10 protein-coding genes are annotated in these 16,860 nt (G+C 69.0%); 8 read left to right on the forward strand and 2 right to left on the reverse strand.

The features are described from left to right. Nucleotides 1-261: 261 nt before the first annotated feature. Entirely contained in the window at nt 262-2,496 is a 2,235-nt protein-coding gene (locus OG395_RS46260) for a glycoside hydrolase family 95 protein (RefSeq protein ID WP_327249678.1), read from the forward strand. Here OG395_RS46260 and OG395_RS46265 read toward each other — a convergent pair. Next, entirely contained in the window at nt 2,472-4,685 is a 2,214-nt protein-coding gene (locus OG395_RS46265; protein ID WP_327248272.1) for a terpene synthase family protein, read from the reverse strand. The two genes, OG395_RS46260 and OG395_RS46265, sit on opposite strands and share 25 nt — an antisense overlap. A gap of 389 nt (nt 4,686-5,074) precedes the next feature. Between OG395_RS46265 and OG395_RS46270 the strand changes: the two genes are divergently transcribed. Beyond that, entirely contained in the window at nt 5,075-6,409 is a 1,335-nt protein-coding gene (locus tag OG395_RS46270) for an N-acetylmuramoyl-L-alanine amidase (RefSeq protein ID WP_327248273.1), read from the forward strand. A 213-nt stretch (nt 6,410-6,622) separates the two neighbouring features. Here OG395_RS46270 and OG395_RS46275 read toward each other — a convergent pair whose 3' ends face one another. Continuing rightward, nucleotides 6,623-7,819: an ROK family transcriptional regulator gene (locus OG395_RS46275; protein WP_327248274.1), complete on the reverse strand. Its 1,197-nt coding sequence runs from the start codon at nt 7,817-7,819 to the stop codon at nt 6,623-6,625. A gap of 164 nt (nt 7,820-7,983) precedes the next feature. Here OG395_RS46275 and OG395_RS46280 point away from each other — a divergent pair, with 164 nt between their 5' ends. The 6 genes from OG395_RS46280 (at nt 7,984) to OG395_RS46305 (ending at nt 16,761) form a co-directional block, all read left to right on the forward strand. Continuing rightward, complete coding sequence (locus tag OG395_RS46280) at nt 7,984-9,471, forward strand: sugar ABC transporter ATP-binding protein (protein WP_327248275.1); 1,488 nt, start codon at nt 7,984-7,986, stop codon at nt 9,469-9,471. After that, nucleotides 9,468-10,487: an ABC transporter permease gene (locus tag OG395_RS46285; protein ID WP_327248276.1), complete on the forward strand. Its 1,020-nt coding sequence runs from the start codon at nt 9,468-9,470 to the stop codon at nt 10,485-10,487. Before OG395_RS46280 ends, OG395_RS46285 begins: the two co-directional genes overlap by 4 nt. Then, nucleotides 10,484-11,488 carry an ABC transporter permease gene (locus OG395_RS46290; protein WP_327248277.1) on the forward strand — a complete coding sequence of 335 codons (1,005 nt, stop codon included), beginning with the start codon at nt 10,484-10,486 and terminating at the stop codon, nt 11,486-11,488. The genes OG395_RS46285 and OG395_RS46290 overlap by 4 nt, the downstream gene beginning before the upstream one ends. An 8-nt stretch (nt 11,489-11,496) precedes the next feature. Then, nucleotides 11,497-12,699: an ABC transporter substrate-binding protein gene (locus OG395_RS46295; protein ID WP_327248278.1), complete on the forward strand. Its 1,203-nt coding sequence runs from the start codon at nt 11,497-11,499 to the stop codon at nt 12,697-12,699. Beyond that, the gene (locus tag OG395_RS46300; RefSeq protein WP_327248279.1) at nt 12,696-13,577 is read left to right on the forward strand and encodes a sugar phosphate isomerase/epimerase family protein; all 882 of its coding nucleotides are present in this window, start codon (nt 12,696-12,698) and stop codon (nt 13,575-13,577) included. The genes OG395_RS46295 and OG395_RS46300 overlap by 4 nt, the downstream gene beginning before the upstream one ends. Nucleotides 13,578-13,683: 106 nt before the next feature. Then, the gene (locus tag OG395_RS46305; RefSeq protein WP_442818678.1) at nt 13,684-16,761 is read left to right on the forward strand and encodes a ThuA domain-containing protein; all 3,078 of its coding nucleotides are present in this window, start codon (nt 13,684-13,686) and stop codon (nt 16,759-16,761) included. The last annotated feature ends 99 nt before the right edge of the window (nt 16,762-16,860 follow it).

The raw sequence follows: 16,860 nt of genomic DNA on the forward strand, positions 1-16,860 counted from the left end.
CACTTCTGTCCAAGTATTCGCAACCTCTGTCCAAGAGGCTGCTTCGGCATGCGTCTTGTCCTAGTAGTCATCGGACCTTTAGCGTCGAGCGGCATGACATCTGGGATTACGCGTCGTACGACCGTCAAGACAGCTGTCGGTGTAACAAGCGCTCTGGCACTGGGAGTTCCAGCCCTTGCTGGAACGGCCGCGGCTGACAGTACCTCCGATGAATCGCGAGGATCGCAGGAGCCGGAGGGATTCAAGACATTGGTGGATCCGGTGCTCTGGTACCGCGCACCGGCCGCGGGCTGGGAGCGTGAATCGCTACCCATCGGCGGCGGAGCCCTCGGCGCGAGCGTCTACGGCACGCTCGCCACCGAACGGCTCACGTTCAACGAGAAGACGCTCTGGACCGGAGGCCCCGGCTCCGCCCAGGGATACGACTTCGGCAACTGGACCACCCCCAGACCCGGCGCCCTCGCCGGAGTGCAGCAGCGCCTCGACAGCGAAGGTTCGCTCGACCCGGACTCCGTCGCCGATGAGCTCGGCCAGGCGCGCCGCGGCTACGGCGCCTACCAGGTCTTCGGCGACCTGCTGCTGGATCTGCTGAACGCCCCGGCCGCCCCCGACGCCACCTACCGCCGCGCCCTCGACCTTCGGACCGCGCTCGCCACCGTCGCGTACACCCACCAGGACGCCCGCCACACCAGGGAGTTCTTCGTCTCCCACCCCGGCAAGGTCATCGTCGGCCGCCTCGCCGCGGACCGCCCGGGACAGGTCACCTTCACGCTGCGCTACACCTCGCCGCGCGGCGACTTCACGACCACCGCCGCCGGGGACCGGCTCACCGTAAGGGGCGCGCTCCAGGACAACGGGCTGCGCTTCGAGGCCCAGGTCAGGGTCCGTACCAGCGGCGGCACCGTCACTGCCGGAGCCGGTGGCACGCTGACCGTCACCGGCGCCGACAGCGCCTGGTTCGTCCTCGCCGCAGGCACCGACTACGCCGACAGCTACCCCGCCTACCGCGGCGACGACCCGCACAGGGCGGTCACCCGCACCGTGGACAGCGCGGCCGACAGGCCGTACGAAAAGCTCCGCGACGCCCATGTGCGCGACCACGGCGCGCTCTTCGACCGGGTCGCCCTCGACATCGGCCAGCAACTCCCCGATCTGCCTACCGACCAGCTGCGTGCCCAGTACACCGATGGCACGAGCCCCACCGACCGGGCGCTGGAAGCGCTCTTCTTCCAGTACGGCCGCTACTTGCTGATCGCCTCGTCCCGCGCCGGCTCGCTGCCCGCCAACCTCCAGGGCGTCTGGAACAACTCCACCACCCCGCCGTGGTCCGCCGACTACCACAGCAACATCAACCTGCAGATGAACTACTGGCTCGCCGAGGTCACCAACCTCGCCGAGACCACCGCACCGTACGACCGCTACATCAAGGCGATGCGCGCCCCCGGGCGGAGAACGGCGAAGGAGATGTTCGGGACGGCCGGCTGGGTGGTGCACAACGAGACCAACCCGTACGGCTTCACCGGCGTCCACGACTGGTCCACCGCCTTCTGGTTCCCCGAGGCAGCTGCCTGGCTCACCCAGCAGATGTACGAGCACTACCGGTTCAGCGGCTCCACCGACTATCTGCGTTCCACCGCCTATCCGGCGATGAAGGAGGCCGCCGAGTTCTGGCTGGCCAATCTGCGCACCGACCCGCGCGACGGACTGCTGATCGTCACCCCCAGCTACTCTCCCGAGCACGGCGACTTCACCTCGGGCGCCGCGATGTCCCAGCAGATCGTCCACGACCTGCTCACCAACACCCTGGAGGCCGCCCGCACGCTCGGCGACGCGCCCGCCTTCCGCAGCCGCCTGGAAACCGCCCTCGACCGGCTCGACCCCGGGCTGCGGATCGGCTCCTGGGGACAGCTCCAGGAGTGGAAGACCGACCGCGACGACCCGGTCGACGACCATCGCCACGTCTCGCACCTGTTTGCTCTGCACCCGGGGCGGCAGATCGAACCCGGCACCAAGTGGGCCGAGGCCGCCAAGGTCTCCCTGGCGGCGCGCGGTGACGGCGGCACCGGCTGGTCCAAAGCATGGAAGATCAACTTCTGGGCGCGGCTGCGTGACGGTAACCACTCCCACAAGATGCTCTCGGAACAGCTGAAGAGCTCCACCCTCCCCAACCTCTGGGACACGCACCCGCCGTTCCAGATCGACGGCAACTTCGGCGCCACCTCCGGCATCGCCGAGATGCTGCTGCAGAGCCAGTACGGCGTGGTCGAGATTCTCCCCGCCCTCCCGGCGGCCTGGCCGGAGGGCTCTGTCCGGGGACTGCGCGCCCGCGGCGGCTTCACCGTCGACATCGAATGGTCCGCGAGGCAGGCCCGCCGCGTGGTGATCACGGCGAGCCGCAGCCGCGAAGTGACCGTCCGCGGCTCACTGTTCGCGAGCGGCAAGAAGGTCTTCAAGGCCCGTGCGGGCGGCCGCTACACGCTGGTCGCCGAGGGCTGAGCGAACAGCGCGGTCACCCGCGCCGCCGAGATACCGAGCCCCGTGGGACCACTGAGGTGCCACGGGGCGCCGGTACCGCGCCGCAGATCCTCCTCACGGTAGCGCCGGCAGTCCCGGTGCCAGATCAGGATGCCCGCGATCCAGTGCTCGAGCTCCTGGACATAGCCCGCCAGGATCTCCCTCGCCTCGGCGCTGAGCCCGAAGTCGTCATACAGGAGGGGGAGTTCCTGCTCGGCGACATGGAGGAACTGGCGGAGCCGCGAGTTCATCAGGTCGTGCACGATCGCCACCCCGGTCGGATAGTCGACGCCGAAGAAGTTCTGCACGACCAGGACGCCGTTGTGCACCTCACCCTCGTACTCGATCTCCTTCTGGTACGAGAACAGGTCGTTGAGCAGCATCGCGTAGTCCGCCGCAGCGTTCTCCAGGGAGCGCAGCGGGCCGCTCCGGTAGATCGCCTCCGGCACCTTCCTGCCGTGACCGAGCCGGCACAGACTCATCGTGAGATCCGAACCGAACGTCAGCCGCCGCATCTCGATGTAGTCCACCGGATCCGGGATCCGGTTCTGTGCCTGATTGGCCAGCTCCCACAGCCAGCCGGCCGTCATCGACTCGATGGCCGTACGGAACGCACGTCGCCCGCTGTCGTCCATCGGGGCCGAGGTCCGCTCCCAGAGATCGGCGAGGCCTCGCTCCAGAGCGTTCACCGGCTCCGGCACCGCGGAACCGTCCAACGGCATGAACAGCGACAACCGTTCATGTGCCACCCGCGCCCCGGCCAGGTCACGGGGCCGCCCGTGCACCACCGGGAACCAGTCGTCGCCGTACGTCCCCCAGGTCAGCCACTGCGAGGAGAGGTCCAGCTCGTCGGGCGTCGCGTCCGGATGCAGACCCGCCGCGCAGAGCGGCAGATCGATCGCGACGAGCCGCTCCTCGTCCCAGATGTGCGAGCCCGGCACGCCCGGCTGTGCCTCCAGGATCCCCATCCGGCGCGACCAGTCGACGAGCCGGACCCGGGCCCCGTCCAGATGCGGGTTGAGCGTCGTGCCGAACGGCAGATCGAAATCGGGCAGCAGTGACGGACCGACGCGCTGGTAAGGCACATGGGTGTGGGTGCGCAGCCGCGCCGACTCCGAACGCGGAGTGAACCGGATCGACGCCGCGGACATGCCGAAGCCGAGGGCGGCCTCACCGGCCCCGCCGTCGTTCATGTAGCGGCTGGAACGCATGTGCCACTCATGGCCGCCTGACTGCCAGTCCTGCAACCCCTTGACATACGCGAGCACCGCGGCGGTCTGTGCCGGATCGAGCCCCTTCTCCGTGCACAGCGGCCCGAGTTCCGTGAGTGCGGTGTTCTCGAACTGCTGGAGCCGCGAGGTCAGCAGGTCGTTGACCGCCTCGGCCGCCTCCTGCGTGGAGCAGCCCAGGAACGTCTCCAGTACCAGCACACCGTTGCTGTTCTCGCCCTCGTCCTCGACCTCCCGCTGGTACGAGAAGAGGTCGTTGCGCAGATGCACTCCGTCGGAGAAGGCATCCCGCAGCACCCGCAGTGCCCGCTCGTCGGCCACCGACTCGGGCACCTCTGCGCCCGCCGCGTACTCCACCAGACCCGCCGACCAGGGGGCTCCGCCCACCTTGCGACGCATCTCGATGTACTCGACGGGATTGGCGATGCGCCCCTCGTTGATATTGGCGAGCTCCCACAGCGACTCGTAGAGCAGATTCTTTGTCGCCTCCGTGAACCGGGCCCGCCAGGCGTCGGACATGCCCGGCACCGTCCGCGCCCACAGGTCGGCCAGCCCCGCCTCGACCGGATTCGTCGGCTCCGGTGTCCGCGCCCCACGCTCCATCGGCATGAAGGCGGGCAGCCGGTCCAGATACTTCTTTCCGCCCTCCCGGTCCGGGGTGCGCTTGAACAGCTCCAGGAAGTGGTCGTCGAAGAAGAACACCCACACGTACCAGTCGGTGACCAGGGACAGGGTCTCTGCCGAGCAGTCGGGATGGGTGTACGCGCAGAGGAGCGCGTAGTCATGGGAGTCGAGGTCCTTCTCCTCCCAGATGCCGGACCCCTCCAGCATCCCTATGCTGCGCGCCCAGGTCCTGGTGTGCTGTCGGGCCTCCTCGACATGGGAGTTGAGCCGCGCCGGATACGGAACGTAGAAGTCCGGCAGGGTGAAGGGCTGAGCCATGTGCGTCCGGCCTTTCCGGGAGTCTCCGCGCGAGGTCGCGCGTCGTACCTGTCGTGTCCGCGCGAGCACTACCCCTGGGCCGTCCGGGGCACGCACACCCGGAATTAGTCGCACAAAAGGTGCGTCCTGGCGGGAGAGGGTGACACGCTCCGGCGTCTGGCCGCCGCTTGCGTAAAACCCAGGTAACGGCCCACCGCCAGAAACCCGTTGCCTCTTTCCCGTCGCAGGTCAGAGACCCTGCCAGTGGTCTGGTCCAGTGGCTCGACCGGCAACCCCCGATGTGCTCTTGACGCGCCATCACCTCAGGTCACAGAGTGTGCGCCCATAGCGGAACAGTGAGATTGGACCACGCACGACTTTCCATGCGCGCAGCTCCAAGAAGGGTTGTCATGACGTCCAAGCAGAGGACCAGACTCACGCTCGCCCTGACCACCGTCGGCGCCCTGAGTCTCGCGCTGCTCACCCCCGCGGCGCAGGCCGGCGCGGACGGGGTGCGGCCCGAGTGTCCGCGCGACCTCGACTGCGACTGGGTCCCGGCGGCCTACCAGCAGACCGGCGATCCGGCCGACAAGGAGACGTACGGCAACTACGATACCGCGGACCGGCCGCACAGCAACAAGATCAAATTCATTGTTCTGCATGACACCGAGGAAGACTTCGACACCACCCTGAAGATCTTCCAGAACCCGCTGAAGCAGACCTCCGCCCACTACGTGGTGCGCTCGGGCGACGGTCATGTCACCCAGATGGTCAAGGACAAGGACGTCGCCTGGCAGGCGGGCAACTGGTACGTCAACACCCACTCCATCGGCATCGAGCAGGAGGGGATCGCCGTCGAGGGCGCCACGTCGTACACCCCCGAGATGTACAACTCGACGGCGAAGCTGGTGCGTTACCTCGCCGACAAGTACGACATCCCACTCGACCGGCAGCACATCATCGGCCACGACGGCGTCCCGCCCACCAGTGCGGCCGGTACCAAGAACATGCACTGGGACCCGGGTCCCTACTGGGACTGGAACCGCTTCATGGCGCTGCTCGGCAAACCGACGACCGTTCCGAGCGCCCCGAAGAGCAGTCCGCTCGTCACCGTCAGCCCCCGGTTCAAGGACAACCAGCAGGCCTTCCGCGACTGCGAAAAGGGCGTCGATCTGCCGGTCCAGGGCAGCAGTGCCGTCCCGCTCCACACCGAACCCTCCACCGACGCACCGCTCTTCTCGGACCCCGGACTGCACACCGACGGCTCGCCCGGTACGAACTGCGCGGCCGACTGGGGCAGCAAGATCAGCGCGACCCATCAGGCGGTCGTCGCGGACCATGCGCCCGGTTGGACGGCGATCTGGTGGTACGGCAAGAAGGCCTGGTTCCAGACCCCGGCGCACACCCGGACCACCGTCCCGACCGTCGGCTACGTCGTACGGCCCAAGGAGGGCCGGACCGAGGTGCCGGTGTACGGGGTGGCCTACCCGGAGAAGTCCGAGTACCCCGCGGACTTCGCGGACAAGCGGGTCGGGGCGGCGCTGCCGTACACGATCAAGGCCGGGCAGTCGTATCCCGGCGGGGGTGAGGCGCCGACCGGCTTCTACTACGCCCCGACGATCGATGCGTCGTACCCGCTGGACCACTCCTACTTCCAGGGCCAGCAGAAGTATGTGACGGTGCAGATCGGGCACCGGGTGGCCTTCGTGAAGACGTCCGATGTGGATGTGGTACGGGTGCGGTGAGGGCCGAGGGCGGGGGCGGGTGCCCTGCGGGCTCCGCTCCCGCACCCACGCACCTCATTCGCCGAATGGGCGGGATTCTGCCGGTTCGGCTTGATTATCCATGCAGGCGGAAAACCGATCCCGTCCTGCGTTTGAGGAACGGGCCCGGGGCAGCGCTCCGGTTTCGGAAAGCGGCGGGTAGGGGAGCAGGCCCCGCGCAGCGGGCCTCGCCTCCTACCTCCGTCCCCCCGCTACCTCCCGGTCCACCTGCCCCGGTGACAACGCGTGCTCGATCGCCAGGATCCCCGCCCCCACCGCCGCCGCGTTCTCCCCCGTACGGCTCGGCTCGATCCGCAGCAGCTGCGTGGCCAGGGGATGTGAGCGCCGGTACACGGCTTCCCTTACGCCGGCGAGCAGTTGATCGTGTACGGCGGCCAGCGCACCGCCCATCACCACCGTGTCCGGGTTGAAGAAGTTCACCAGCCCCGCGAGGACCTCCCCGACAGCCCGGCCCGCCTCGCGCACCATCAGCACCGCCTCGCGGTTCCCGGACTTCACCAGCCGCACCACATCGCTGCCCGATGTCGCGTCCAGCCCAAGACCGGCCAGCTTCGCCGCCAGTGACGCACCGCCCGCCACCGCCTCCAGGCAGCCCGAATTGCCGCACCGGCACAGCTCGTCGAGCTCCGCGACGCGGATGTGGCCGATGTCGCCCGCGCAGCCCTGCGCCCCCCGATGCAGCTGGCCGTCGGCCACGATCCCGCAGCCGATGCCCGTGCCGACCTTGATGTACAGCAGGTAGCGGCAGTCGGGGAAGGCGCGGCGCTGCTCCGCCAGGGCCATGACGTTCACATCGTTGTCGACGAGTGCCCGTACCCCGAACCGGGCGGCGAAGAATTCCGGGATCGGGTACTGGTGCCAGCCCGGCATGATCGGCGGATCGACCGGACGGCCGGTGGAGAACTCCACCGGGCCCGGAACCCCGACCCCGATGGCCTTGAGCGCCCCGCGCGTCCGGCCCGCTTCCTCGAGGAGCCCGTGCACGGTCCGTTCGACATGGCGCAGTACGGAGTCGGGGCCGTCCCCGATCGCCAGGGGATTCTCCTGCGTCGCGAGCGTCGCACCGCCGATGTCCAGCAGGGCCACCCTGCAGTGGGAGGCTCCCAGGTCCACCCCGGCCACCGCATGCTCACGGGTCCGCAGCGCCAGCCGGCGAGGAGGGCGCCCCCCGGTCGAGGCGCCGTCCGCGTCCTCGTCCACGAATCCGTGCGCGATGAGCGCGTCCACTCGCTGAGAGACCGTCGAACGTGCCAGCCCGGTGATCCGGGCGATGTCGGCGCGCGTTGCCACGGCCCCCGAACTGATCAGCGCGAGCACCTCGCCGGGTGAGTGCGAGGAGATGGCGGACAGGCGATCCGACTGCAAAGACATGGCAGTCACCCTAAGGACGACTTCCGCTGCTCACAAGGCAGTTGGTGTTCGGTCATCGGCAAAAGTCTGCGCCAATTGGGCAAAGAGCAACGATGCATGAACCCTTGACAGTTCAAAGTCCCGTCACGACTCTGCTCAACAGACCACTGACCGAGGAGCCGGTGATGCTGACGATGCAGGGCGTGTCCAAGAGCTTTCTCGGGGTGCGTGTGCTCCACGACGTGGAGCTCAGCCTCGAAGCCGGAGAAGTGCACGCCCTGGTGGGCGAGAACGGAGCGGGGAAGTCGACCCTGATGAAGATCCTCGCGGGTGAGCACTTACCCGACGCCGGGACCCTCACGATCGACGGCACCGAGCACTCCTTCAGCCACCCGGCCCAGGCCCAGGCAGCCGGAATCGGCATCATCCACCAGGAGTTCGCGCTCCTGGCCCACCGCACCGTCGCCGAGAACGTCTTCCTCGGCCGGGAACCCACCCGGTACGGACTCGTCGACTGCCGGGCCATGGAACGGCGCACCGCCGAACTCCTCGACCGGATCGGCGCGACCGGCATCAGCCCGCGGACCCCCGTCCACGAGCTGTCGGTCGCCCGCCGGCAGACCGTCGAGATCGTCAAGGCACTCGCCTCCGAGGTCCGCATCCTGGTCATGGACGAACCCACCGCCCCGCTTGCCGACCACGAGACCGGACAACTCGCCGCCCTGGTCCGCCGCCTGGCCGCCCGCGGGCTCGGCATCCTCTACATCTCGCACCGGCTCCGCGAGGTCTTCGACCTCTCGCAGCGCATCACCGTCCTCAAGGACGGCCGCCGCGTCACCACCCTCACCACCCGCGACACGGACGCCGACACCGTCGTACGCGCCATGGTCGGCAGGGAACTGGGCGCCTACTACCCGCCCCGCGCCCGGCCCGAGGAACTGGGCGAGCAGCGGCTCACCGTACGCGGCGGCGGCAACGCCCGTATCTCCGGCATCGATCTGACGCTGCGGGCCGGCGAGGTCGTCGGCGTCGCCGGGCTCCAGGGCTCCGGCCGCACCGCCCTCGCTCGCGCCCTGTTCGGCGCCGCCCCTTTCACCACCGGCGCCATGACCGTCGGAGGCCGGCCCCTGCGCCCGGCCCGCCCGAGGGACGCCATTCGGGCCGGGATCGCCCTGGTCACCGAGGACCGCAAGACCGAGGGCCTGGCGCTGCGCCAGTCGGTGCGCGACAACGCCCTGCTCGTCACCCGGGCGGTGCCCGCCCGTTCCAGGCCGCCGGCGGCCCGTGAGGTGACTGCTCTGCTGGAGCGCGTACGCCTGCGGGCCGACGGCGAGGACCAGCAGGCCCAGTACCTCTCCGGCGGCAACCAGCAGAAGGTCGTCATCGCCAAGTGGCTCGCCGCCCGCCCCCAGGTCCTGCTGTTCGACGAACCCACCCGTGGTGTCGACGTCGGCGCCAAAGCGGCCATCCACACCCTGGTACGGGAACTGGCACGCGAGGGTCTCGCCGTACTGATCATCTCCTCCGAACTGCCCGAGCTGATCGGAATGAGCGACCGCATCCTCGTCATGTCCGAGGGGAGCCTCGCGGGCGAACTCCCCGCCGGAGCGACGGAGGAGACCATCATGCGGGTCGCCACCGGCGGCGCCGAAGCGCGGAAGGGGGCCGCATGACCGCCCTGCGCCCCGACGTACGGGAACCCGTCTCCCGCCCGCGGACCCGGCGGCCGGCCCTGCCGCACGTCACCGGCCCCGTCACCGGTGTCTGGCTCGCGGCGCTCGCCGTCACCGTCCTCGGCTGGATCGTCGTCGCCGCCCGCGGTGGGGACTTCCTCACCGTCACCACCGTCGTCGCGATCCTGCAGAACTGTGTTGCCCTCGGCCTCGTCGCCGCAGGACAGACCGTCGTCATCCTCACCGGATCACTCGATCTGTCCGTGGCGTATCTGATCAGCCTGGGCACGCTCGTGGCCGCCGAGACGATGGAGAGCGGCAGCGTCCTCCTCGCAGTCCTGGCCGTCCTCGCGCTCTCCGCCACTGCCGGTCTCGTCAACGGCTTGATCGTCACCGGTCTGAAGGTCAACGCCTTCATCGCCACCCTCGGAACCGCGTTCATCCTGCGCGGCTGGATCGAGGACAACTACACGGGCCCGGCGGGCAAGGTCCCCGCCTCTTTCCAGCACCTTGGCTACGACCGGATGGGCCCGGTCCCCGTCTCCGTATTCCTGCTGCTGGCCGTCGCCGCCGTCGTCTGGCTGATCACCCGCCGCACCAGGCCCGGCCATCACATGTACGCGACCGGCGGCGACGAGCACGCGGCGCGCCTCTCCGGTGTCCGCACCCGGCGCACGGTCGTCCTCGCCCACATCCTCTGTTCCCTGTGCGTCGGCGCCGCCGCCCTCTTCCTCGCCGCCCGGCTCGGCGCCGGAGCCCCGTGGGCCGGCACGGAGGCCCGCTACGACCTGGAGTCGATCGCCGCCGTCGTTCTCGGCGGCACCGCACTCGCCGGTGGCCGCGGGGGAGTGACCGGGACCCTCGGCGGCGTCCTCGTCCTGTCCGTACTCGACAACGTCTTCAACCAGCTAGGCGTCGACCCCTTCTTCAAGAACGTGGTCCGGGGCGTCGTCATCATCGCGGCCGTCGCCGTCTACGCCCGAGGCCGCCGCACCCCGCAGGGGAGGACCGCATGACCACCGCAACCGCCTCGCTCGGCCGTCGCACCGTCCGCTCCCTGGGCACCGGCGCCCCCGTCTACGCGCTGCTCCTCGTGCTCCTCGGCGCCCTCGCCCTGACCGACCCGGGCTTCTACGAACCCGATCGCCTCCTCGCCTTCGTCAGACGCGCAGCCCCCCTCGTCATCCTGGCCGCCGGCCAGTACCTGGTCATCGTCTGCGGCGAGTTCGACCTCTCCGTCGGGGCGATCGTCACCGCGGGAGTGGTCGTCGCCGCCGAACTGTACGGCTCGTTCCCCGACGCCCCCTGGCTGCTCGTCACCGCCGTCCTGCTGCTCGCCGGAGCCCTCGCCGGTCTGGTCAGCGGACTGATCACCACGCTCCTGCGCGTGCCGTCGTTCATCGCCACGCTCGGCATGATGCTGATCCTCGAAGGCGCCGTCTTCTTCTGGACCGGCGGATCCCCCCACGGCATGCTGCCCGCCGAGTTCCGCCGGCTCGGCCGCGCAGCCGTGTTCGGCTGGCTGCCCTGGGCCGTCCTCGCCTGTCTCGCCGTGGGAGCCCTCGCCGTACGGCTGATGCGTTCCGACTTCGGCCGTACCCTCCTCGCGACCGGCGACAGCGAACGCGCCGCCGCGCTCGCCGGAGTCCGGGTCGCCCGCGCCCGCACCATCGCCTTCGTCCTCTCCGGCACCGCGGCCGCGCTAGCAGCCGTCCTCGTCGGCGGCTTCTCCGGAGTCTCCGCGCAGGCGGGCCGCGGCTACGAGTTCGAGGCGATCACCGCGGTAGTCCTCGGCGGCGTCGTGCTCGGCGGCGGGCGCGGCTCCGTCATCGGCGCGATGGCCGGAGCGCTCTCACTCCAGGCGCTGTTCACCCTGCTCAACCTGCAGGGCGTCTCCGGAGCCCTGGAATCGACCGTGCAAGGGGTCGTCGTCATCGCCGCCGTCTCCCTCGGCGCCGCCGACTGGTCCCGGCTGCGCCGTCGCCGTACCCACCCCTCGGGAGTGAAACGATTATGAGTACGCGCATGGCCCGACACGCACTCGTGCCCGTCACCGTTCTGTTCGGCGCGGCACTGCTCGCCGGCTGCACGAGCGATGCACCGCCGGGCGCACCCACCGCCTCCGGCAGCACCGACGGCACCGGATCGGGCACCGGAAAGCAGTCGAAGTTCTTCGACCGGGCCGAGTACGAACGACAGCTCGCCCTCGCCGACGAGACCCCACAGGGCCCTGCGGACAAGCCGTGGGAGCAGATGCTCGGCCCGGAGCTCATCGACACGACGCAGTACAAGAAGAAGAGCCCCGGCTCCGTCCACCTCTGCTTCTCCAACGCGGGCGTCTTCAACCCCTGGCGCCAGGTCGGCCTGAAGAACATGCAGGCCGAGGTCGCCCTCCACAAGGAGATCAGCGAGTTCACCGTCCTGGACGCCCAGGGCAAGGACGACAAACAGATCTCCGACATCCAGGAACTCACCGGCAAGGGTTGCGACGCCCTGATCGTCTCCCCGAACACGACCGCCACCCTGACCCCGGCCGTCGAGCAGGCCTGCGCCAAGGTGCCCGTCATCGTCTTCGACCGGGGCGTCGAGACCGACTGCGCCGTCACGTTCATCAACCCCATCGGCGGTTACGGGTACGGCGCGGTCGCCGCCGACTTCCTCGTCGAGAAGGTCAAGCCGAAGGGGAAGATCCTCGCCCTGCGGATCTCGCCGGGCGTCGACGTTCTGGAGACCCGGTGGTCGGCCGCGAAGGTCGCCTTCGACAAGAGCGGACTGGACGTGGTGGACGTGAAGTTCACCGATGGCGACCCGGCCAGAACCAAGTCGATCGTCAGCGACGCACTGACCCGCAACGGCGACATCGACGGTGTGTGGATGGACTCCGGTGCGACGGCCGTCGCCGCCGTCGAGGCGTTCGAGGACGCGGGCAAGGACGTGCCGCCGATCACCGGCGAGGACCAGCAGGACTTCCTCCAGGCGTGGAAGGAGAAGAAGCTCACGGCCATTGCCCCGTCGTACCCCACCTTCCAGTGGCGCACCCCTGTCATCGCGGCGCTGAGGATCCTCGGCGGACAGCAGGTCCCCAGGGAGTGGAAGCTCCCGCAGCCCACCGTCACCCAGGACACCCTCGACCAGTACCTCAAGCCCGGCATGCCGCCGCTGCACTACGCGATGTGCGGCTGTGAGAAGCTCCCCGGGTTCCCGAAGAAGTGGGGAGGCAAGGAGTGAGCGCCGCCCTGCCGCTCGGGGCCAACCCATGGATCTGGCACTCCCCGGTGACGTACGAAGCACTGGGCGACGTCCTGCCGCTCCTCTCGACGTGGGGCTTCGACTGCGTCGAGATCCCGATGGAGAACGAACGCGACTGGGAACCCGCGGCCGTCAGCAAGCTCCTCGAGGCCTCGGGGCTCGCCCCGGCCGCGGTCGTCGCCGTCATGCCACCGGACCGCAATCTGGTGCGTACCGACCCACAGACCGTCGCGGTCACCCAGGACTATCTGCGCCGCTGCGTCGACGCCGCCCATGCCCTGTCCGCCCCCACGGTGGCCGGACCCATCTACACCGCGGTCGGCCGCACCTGGCGGATGGACCGCCGCGAACGGGCGGCGGCCTACGCGGAGTTGCGCGAGAACCTCGCACCCGTCGTCGACCATGCGCGGGCCGCGGGCGTACGGATCGCGGTCGAGCCGCTCAACCGCTACGAGACCAGCCTCCTCAACACCGTCCGCCAGACCCTCGACGCCCTGGCCGGACTCCCCGAGGACACCATCGGCCTGGCGCTCGACACCTACCACCAGAACATCGAAGAACGCTCCCTGCCCGATGCCGTACGCCGCGCGGCGGGGCGCATCGTCCACGTTCAGGTGTGCGCGAACGACCGTGGCACGCCCGGTGCCGACTCCCTCGACTGGCCCGGCTTTCTCGCCGCACTCACCACGAGCGGCTACCGGGGGCCACTCTGCATCGAGTCGTTCACCGCGCACAACGACGCCATCGCGATCGCCGCCTCCGTCTGGCGGCCGCTCGCCGACACGCAGGACGCCATCGCCACCGAGGGACTGGCCTTCCTGCGCCGGACCCTCGCCACCATCCCCGCCCCCCGCTGATTTCCCCTCAAGTCCCTTACGGATCCCGACACCAGAAAGGACACAATCCGTGAGCCAGCCCGTGAACTGTCATGCTCGTGACATACGAAGGGCGGTCATCGCATTAGTGAGCGCACTCCTGCTCGCGCTGACCGCACTGCCCGCGACCGCCCAAGCCGCCACCGCGGCCAAGGGCCCCGCCTTCCGCGTCCTGCTCTTCACCCGCGCCGTCGGCTATGTGCACGCCTCTATCCCGGCCGGCGTCAAGATGCTCAAGGAGGAGGCCGCCGCCAACAACTTCGACCTCGTCGAGAGCGCCGACCCCACGGTCTTCGACGACGCGAAGCTCAAGGGCTTCGACGCGATCGTCATGCTGCAGAACTCCGGCATGGTCTGGGACACCGGCGCCCAGCGCCAGGCGATGCAGACGTACGTGCGGGGCGGTGGCGGTGTCGTCGCCATCCACAACACCCTCGACATGGGGATCGAGTCCGAATTCCCCTGGTGGGACCAGGCCATCAACGGCGGCGTCCACATGCCCGCCCACTCGCCCGGCGTCCTCCAGGGCACCGCCAAGGTCGCCGACCGCGTCCACCCCTCCACCGCCGGACTCCCGGAACGCTGGGAGCGCCCCGAGGAGTGGTACAACTTCGACAAGAACCCCCGGGGTGACGTCCACGTCCTCGTCACCGCCGACGAGACCACGTACAACCCCGGCGGTTCCGCCATGGGCGCCGACCACCCCATCTCCTGGTGCCGCAACACCGAGGGCGGCAGGGTCTGGGCCACAGCCATGGGCCACGACGCCCCCGCCTACAGCGAACCCGCGTTCCGCAGCCACGTTCTCGGCGGCATCGAATGGGCCGCGGGCCACAAGCCCGGCGACTGCGGCGGTACCGTCTGGAGCGGCTACGAGAAGGTCACCCTCGACGACAACACCGCCGACCCGATGGAGCTCGACGTCGCCAAGGACGGCCGTGTCTTCTACATCCAGCGCAGCGGCGAGGTGAACATCTACGACCCGGCTACCCACGCCACCAGCACGGCCGGCAAGCTCGACGTCTACACCGGCGGTGAGGACGGTCTGGTCGGCATGGAGCTCGACCCGTCCTTCAAGGACAACCACTGGATCTACCTCTACTACGCCCCCGCCGGCGCGTCCGACGACGTCAACCGGCTCTCCCGTTTCACGGTCAAGGGCAACACCCTCGACCTCGCGAGCGAGAAGAAGCTCCTCGACGTCCCCGCCTACCGCGACCGCACCTTCCCCGAACCCGGACACACCGGTGGCGCCGTCGAATTCGGCCCGAACCGCACCCTCTATCTCGGAGTCGGCGACGACACCCCGCCCAACCTCGACCCGAACTGGCAGGGGTACGCGCCACTCGACTGGCGCGAGGGCAAGCAGATGCTCGACGCCGCCCGGACCGCGGGCAACACCAACGACCTGCGCGGCAAGATCCTGCGGATCAAACCGAAGGACTCCGGCGGTTACACCATTCCCAAGGGCAACCTCTTCGCCGAGGGGACCGCGAAGACCCGCCCCGAGATCTACGCCATGGGCTTCCGTAATCCGTTCCGCTTCACCGTCGACCCGAAGACCGGCTACGTCCATGCCTCCGACTACGGGCCCGACCGCGGCCTGCCGACCACCGACCGCGGACCCGAGGGCCTCGTCGAGTACAACGTGATCAAGAAGGCCGGAAACTTCGGCTGGCCGTTCTGTCACGGCAACAACCAGGCGTACGCCCCGTACAACCCGGACACCAAGGAGGTCGGCGCCAAGTTCGACTGCGCCGCACCGGTCAACCCCTCGCCGAACAACACCGGTCTGACCGAACTGCCGCCGATCCAGCAGCCGGAGATCTGGTACGGCTACGGAACGTCGAAGGAGTTCCCCGAGGTCGGCAGCGGCGGCTCGGCCCCGATGAGCGGGCCCGTCTACCACTACGACCGCAAGAACCCGTCCACCACGAAGTTCCCCGCCTACTTCGAGGGCGCGAGCTTCTTCTACGAGTGGTCGCGCAACTACGTCAAGGAAGTCCGCTTCGACCAGGACCAGAAGCTCCTGAAGATCAATGACTTCCTCTCCTCGCAGAAATTCAACAAGCCGATGGACATGACGTTCGGCCCCGACGGATCGCTGTACGTCCTCGAATGGGGCAGCTCCTTCGGCGGCGGCAACAACGACTCCGGGCTCTACCGGATCGACTACGCGCAGGGGAAGCGCATCCCGGTCGCCAAGGCCTCCGCCTCCGCCACCGACGGCCCCGTCCCGCTGAAGGTCGACTTCTCCAGTAAGGGCAGCAACGACCCCGACGGTGACGCACTCAGCTACGCCTGGGACTTCGACGGCGACGGCACGTACGACTCCACCGAAGCCGACCCCAGCCACACCTACACGGCCAAGGGCGACTTCGTCGCCCAGCTCAAGGTCACCGACTCCACCGGCAAGTCCGGCTACGCCAACATCCCTGTCACCGCCGGGAATACCGCCCCCAAGGTGACCATCGACTTCCCGGTCAGCGGAAAACTCATCGAGTTCGGCGACAAGATCCCGTACAAGGTCACCGTCACGGATCCCGAAGACGGCCCGGTCGACTGTTCCAAGGTCACCGTCAACCCGGCCCTGGGACACGACGACCACGAGCATCCCACCACCGACCTCCCCGGTTGCGAAGGCACCGTGGACACCGGCGACCTGGGCGGCCACCCGGAGGGCGCCGACCTCACCTACGTGCTCAACGCCAAATACACCGACCGGGGCGGCGACGGCGTCTCAGCCCTCACCGGCTACGGTCGCGCCGTGCTCCAGCCCAAGCACAAGCAGGCGGAGTACTACGACGCCCAGTCCGGCACCCGGATCGTCTCCCAGGAAGGCGCCGAGAACGGCAAACGCATCGGGGACATCTCCCACGGCGACTGGGTCGCTTTCGACCCGATGAGCGTCGAGGGCATCGGCTCCGTCAGCTACCAGTTGTCCTCACCGTACGGGGTCGGCGCGATCGAACTGCGCGCGGACGCTCCCGACGGCACGCTGCTCGCCACCACTCCGGTTCCCAATACCGGCGGCTGGGACACCTATCGGCCCACCCCGGCCGTACCCGTCCAGGAACTGAAGGGCACCCACAAGCTGTACCTCGTCTTCACCTCGCCGCAGAACAACTCCTTCGACGTGGACGCGGTCGACTTCAGGAGCCCCTGACCCTCCGCCCCGTCCGACAGAGCACAGCACGCACAACAGTGTGCCGCGGGCCCGATGTGTCGGCATCGGACCCGCGGCAGGTCTTTCCCGGAGAGCGCA

Origin of the sequence: Streptomyces sp. NBC_01320 (assembly GCF_035974375.1) — a bacterium.
Taxonomy (GTDB): Bacteria; Actinomycetota; Actinomycetes; order Streptomycetales; family Streptomycetaceae; genus Streptomyces; species Streptomyces yanii.

Excerpts from the sequence above, each read along its gene's own strand:
- OG395_RS46265 (WP_327248272.1), bottom strand. The coding sequence starts at position 4,685 with ATGGCTCAGCCCTTCACCCTGCCGGACTTCTACGTTCCGTATCCGGCG.
- OG395_RS46270 (WP_327248273.1), top strand. The coding sequence starts at position 5,075 with ATGACGTCCAAGCAGAGGACCAGACTCACGCTCGCCCTGACCACCGTC.
- OG395_RS46275 (WP_327248274.1), bottom strand. The coding sequence starts at position 7,819 with ATGTCTTTGCAGTCGGATCGCCTGTCCGCCATCTCCTCGCACTCACCC.
- OG395_RS46280 (WP_327248275.1), top strand. The coding sequence starts at position 7,984 with ATGCTGACGATGCAGGGCGTGTCCAAGAGCTTTCTCGGGGTGCGTGTG.
- OG395_RS46285 (WP_327248276.1), top strand. The coding sequence starts at position 9,468 with ATGACCGCCCTGCGCCCCGACGTACGGGAACCCGTCTCCCGCCCGCGG.
- OG395_RS46290 (WP_327248277.1), top strand. The coding sequence starts at position 10,484 with ATGACCACCGCAACCGCCTCGCTCGGCCGTCGCACCGTCCGCTCCCTG.
- OG395_RS46295 (WP_327248278.1), top strand. The coding sequence starts at position 11,497 with ATGGCCCGACACGCACTCGTGCCCGTCACCGTTCTGTTCGGCGCGGCA.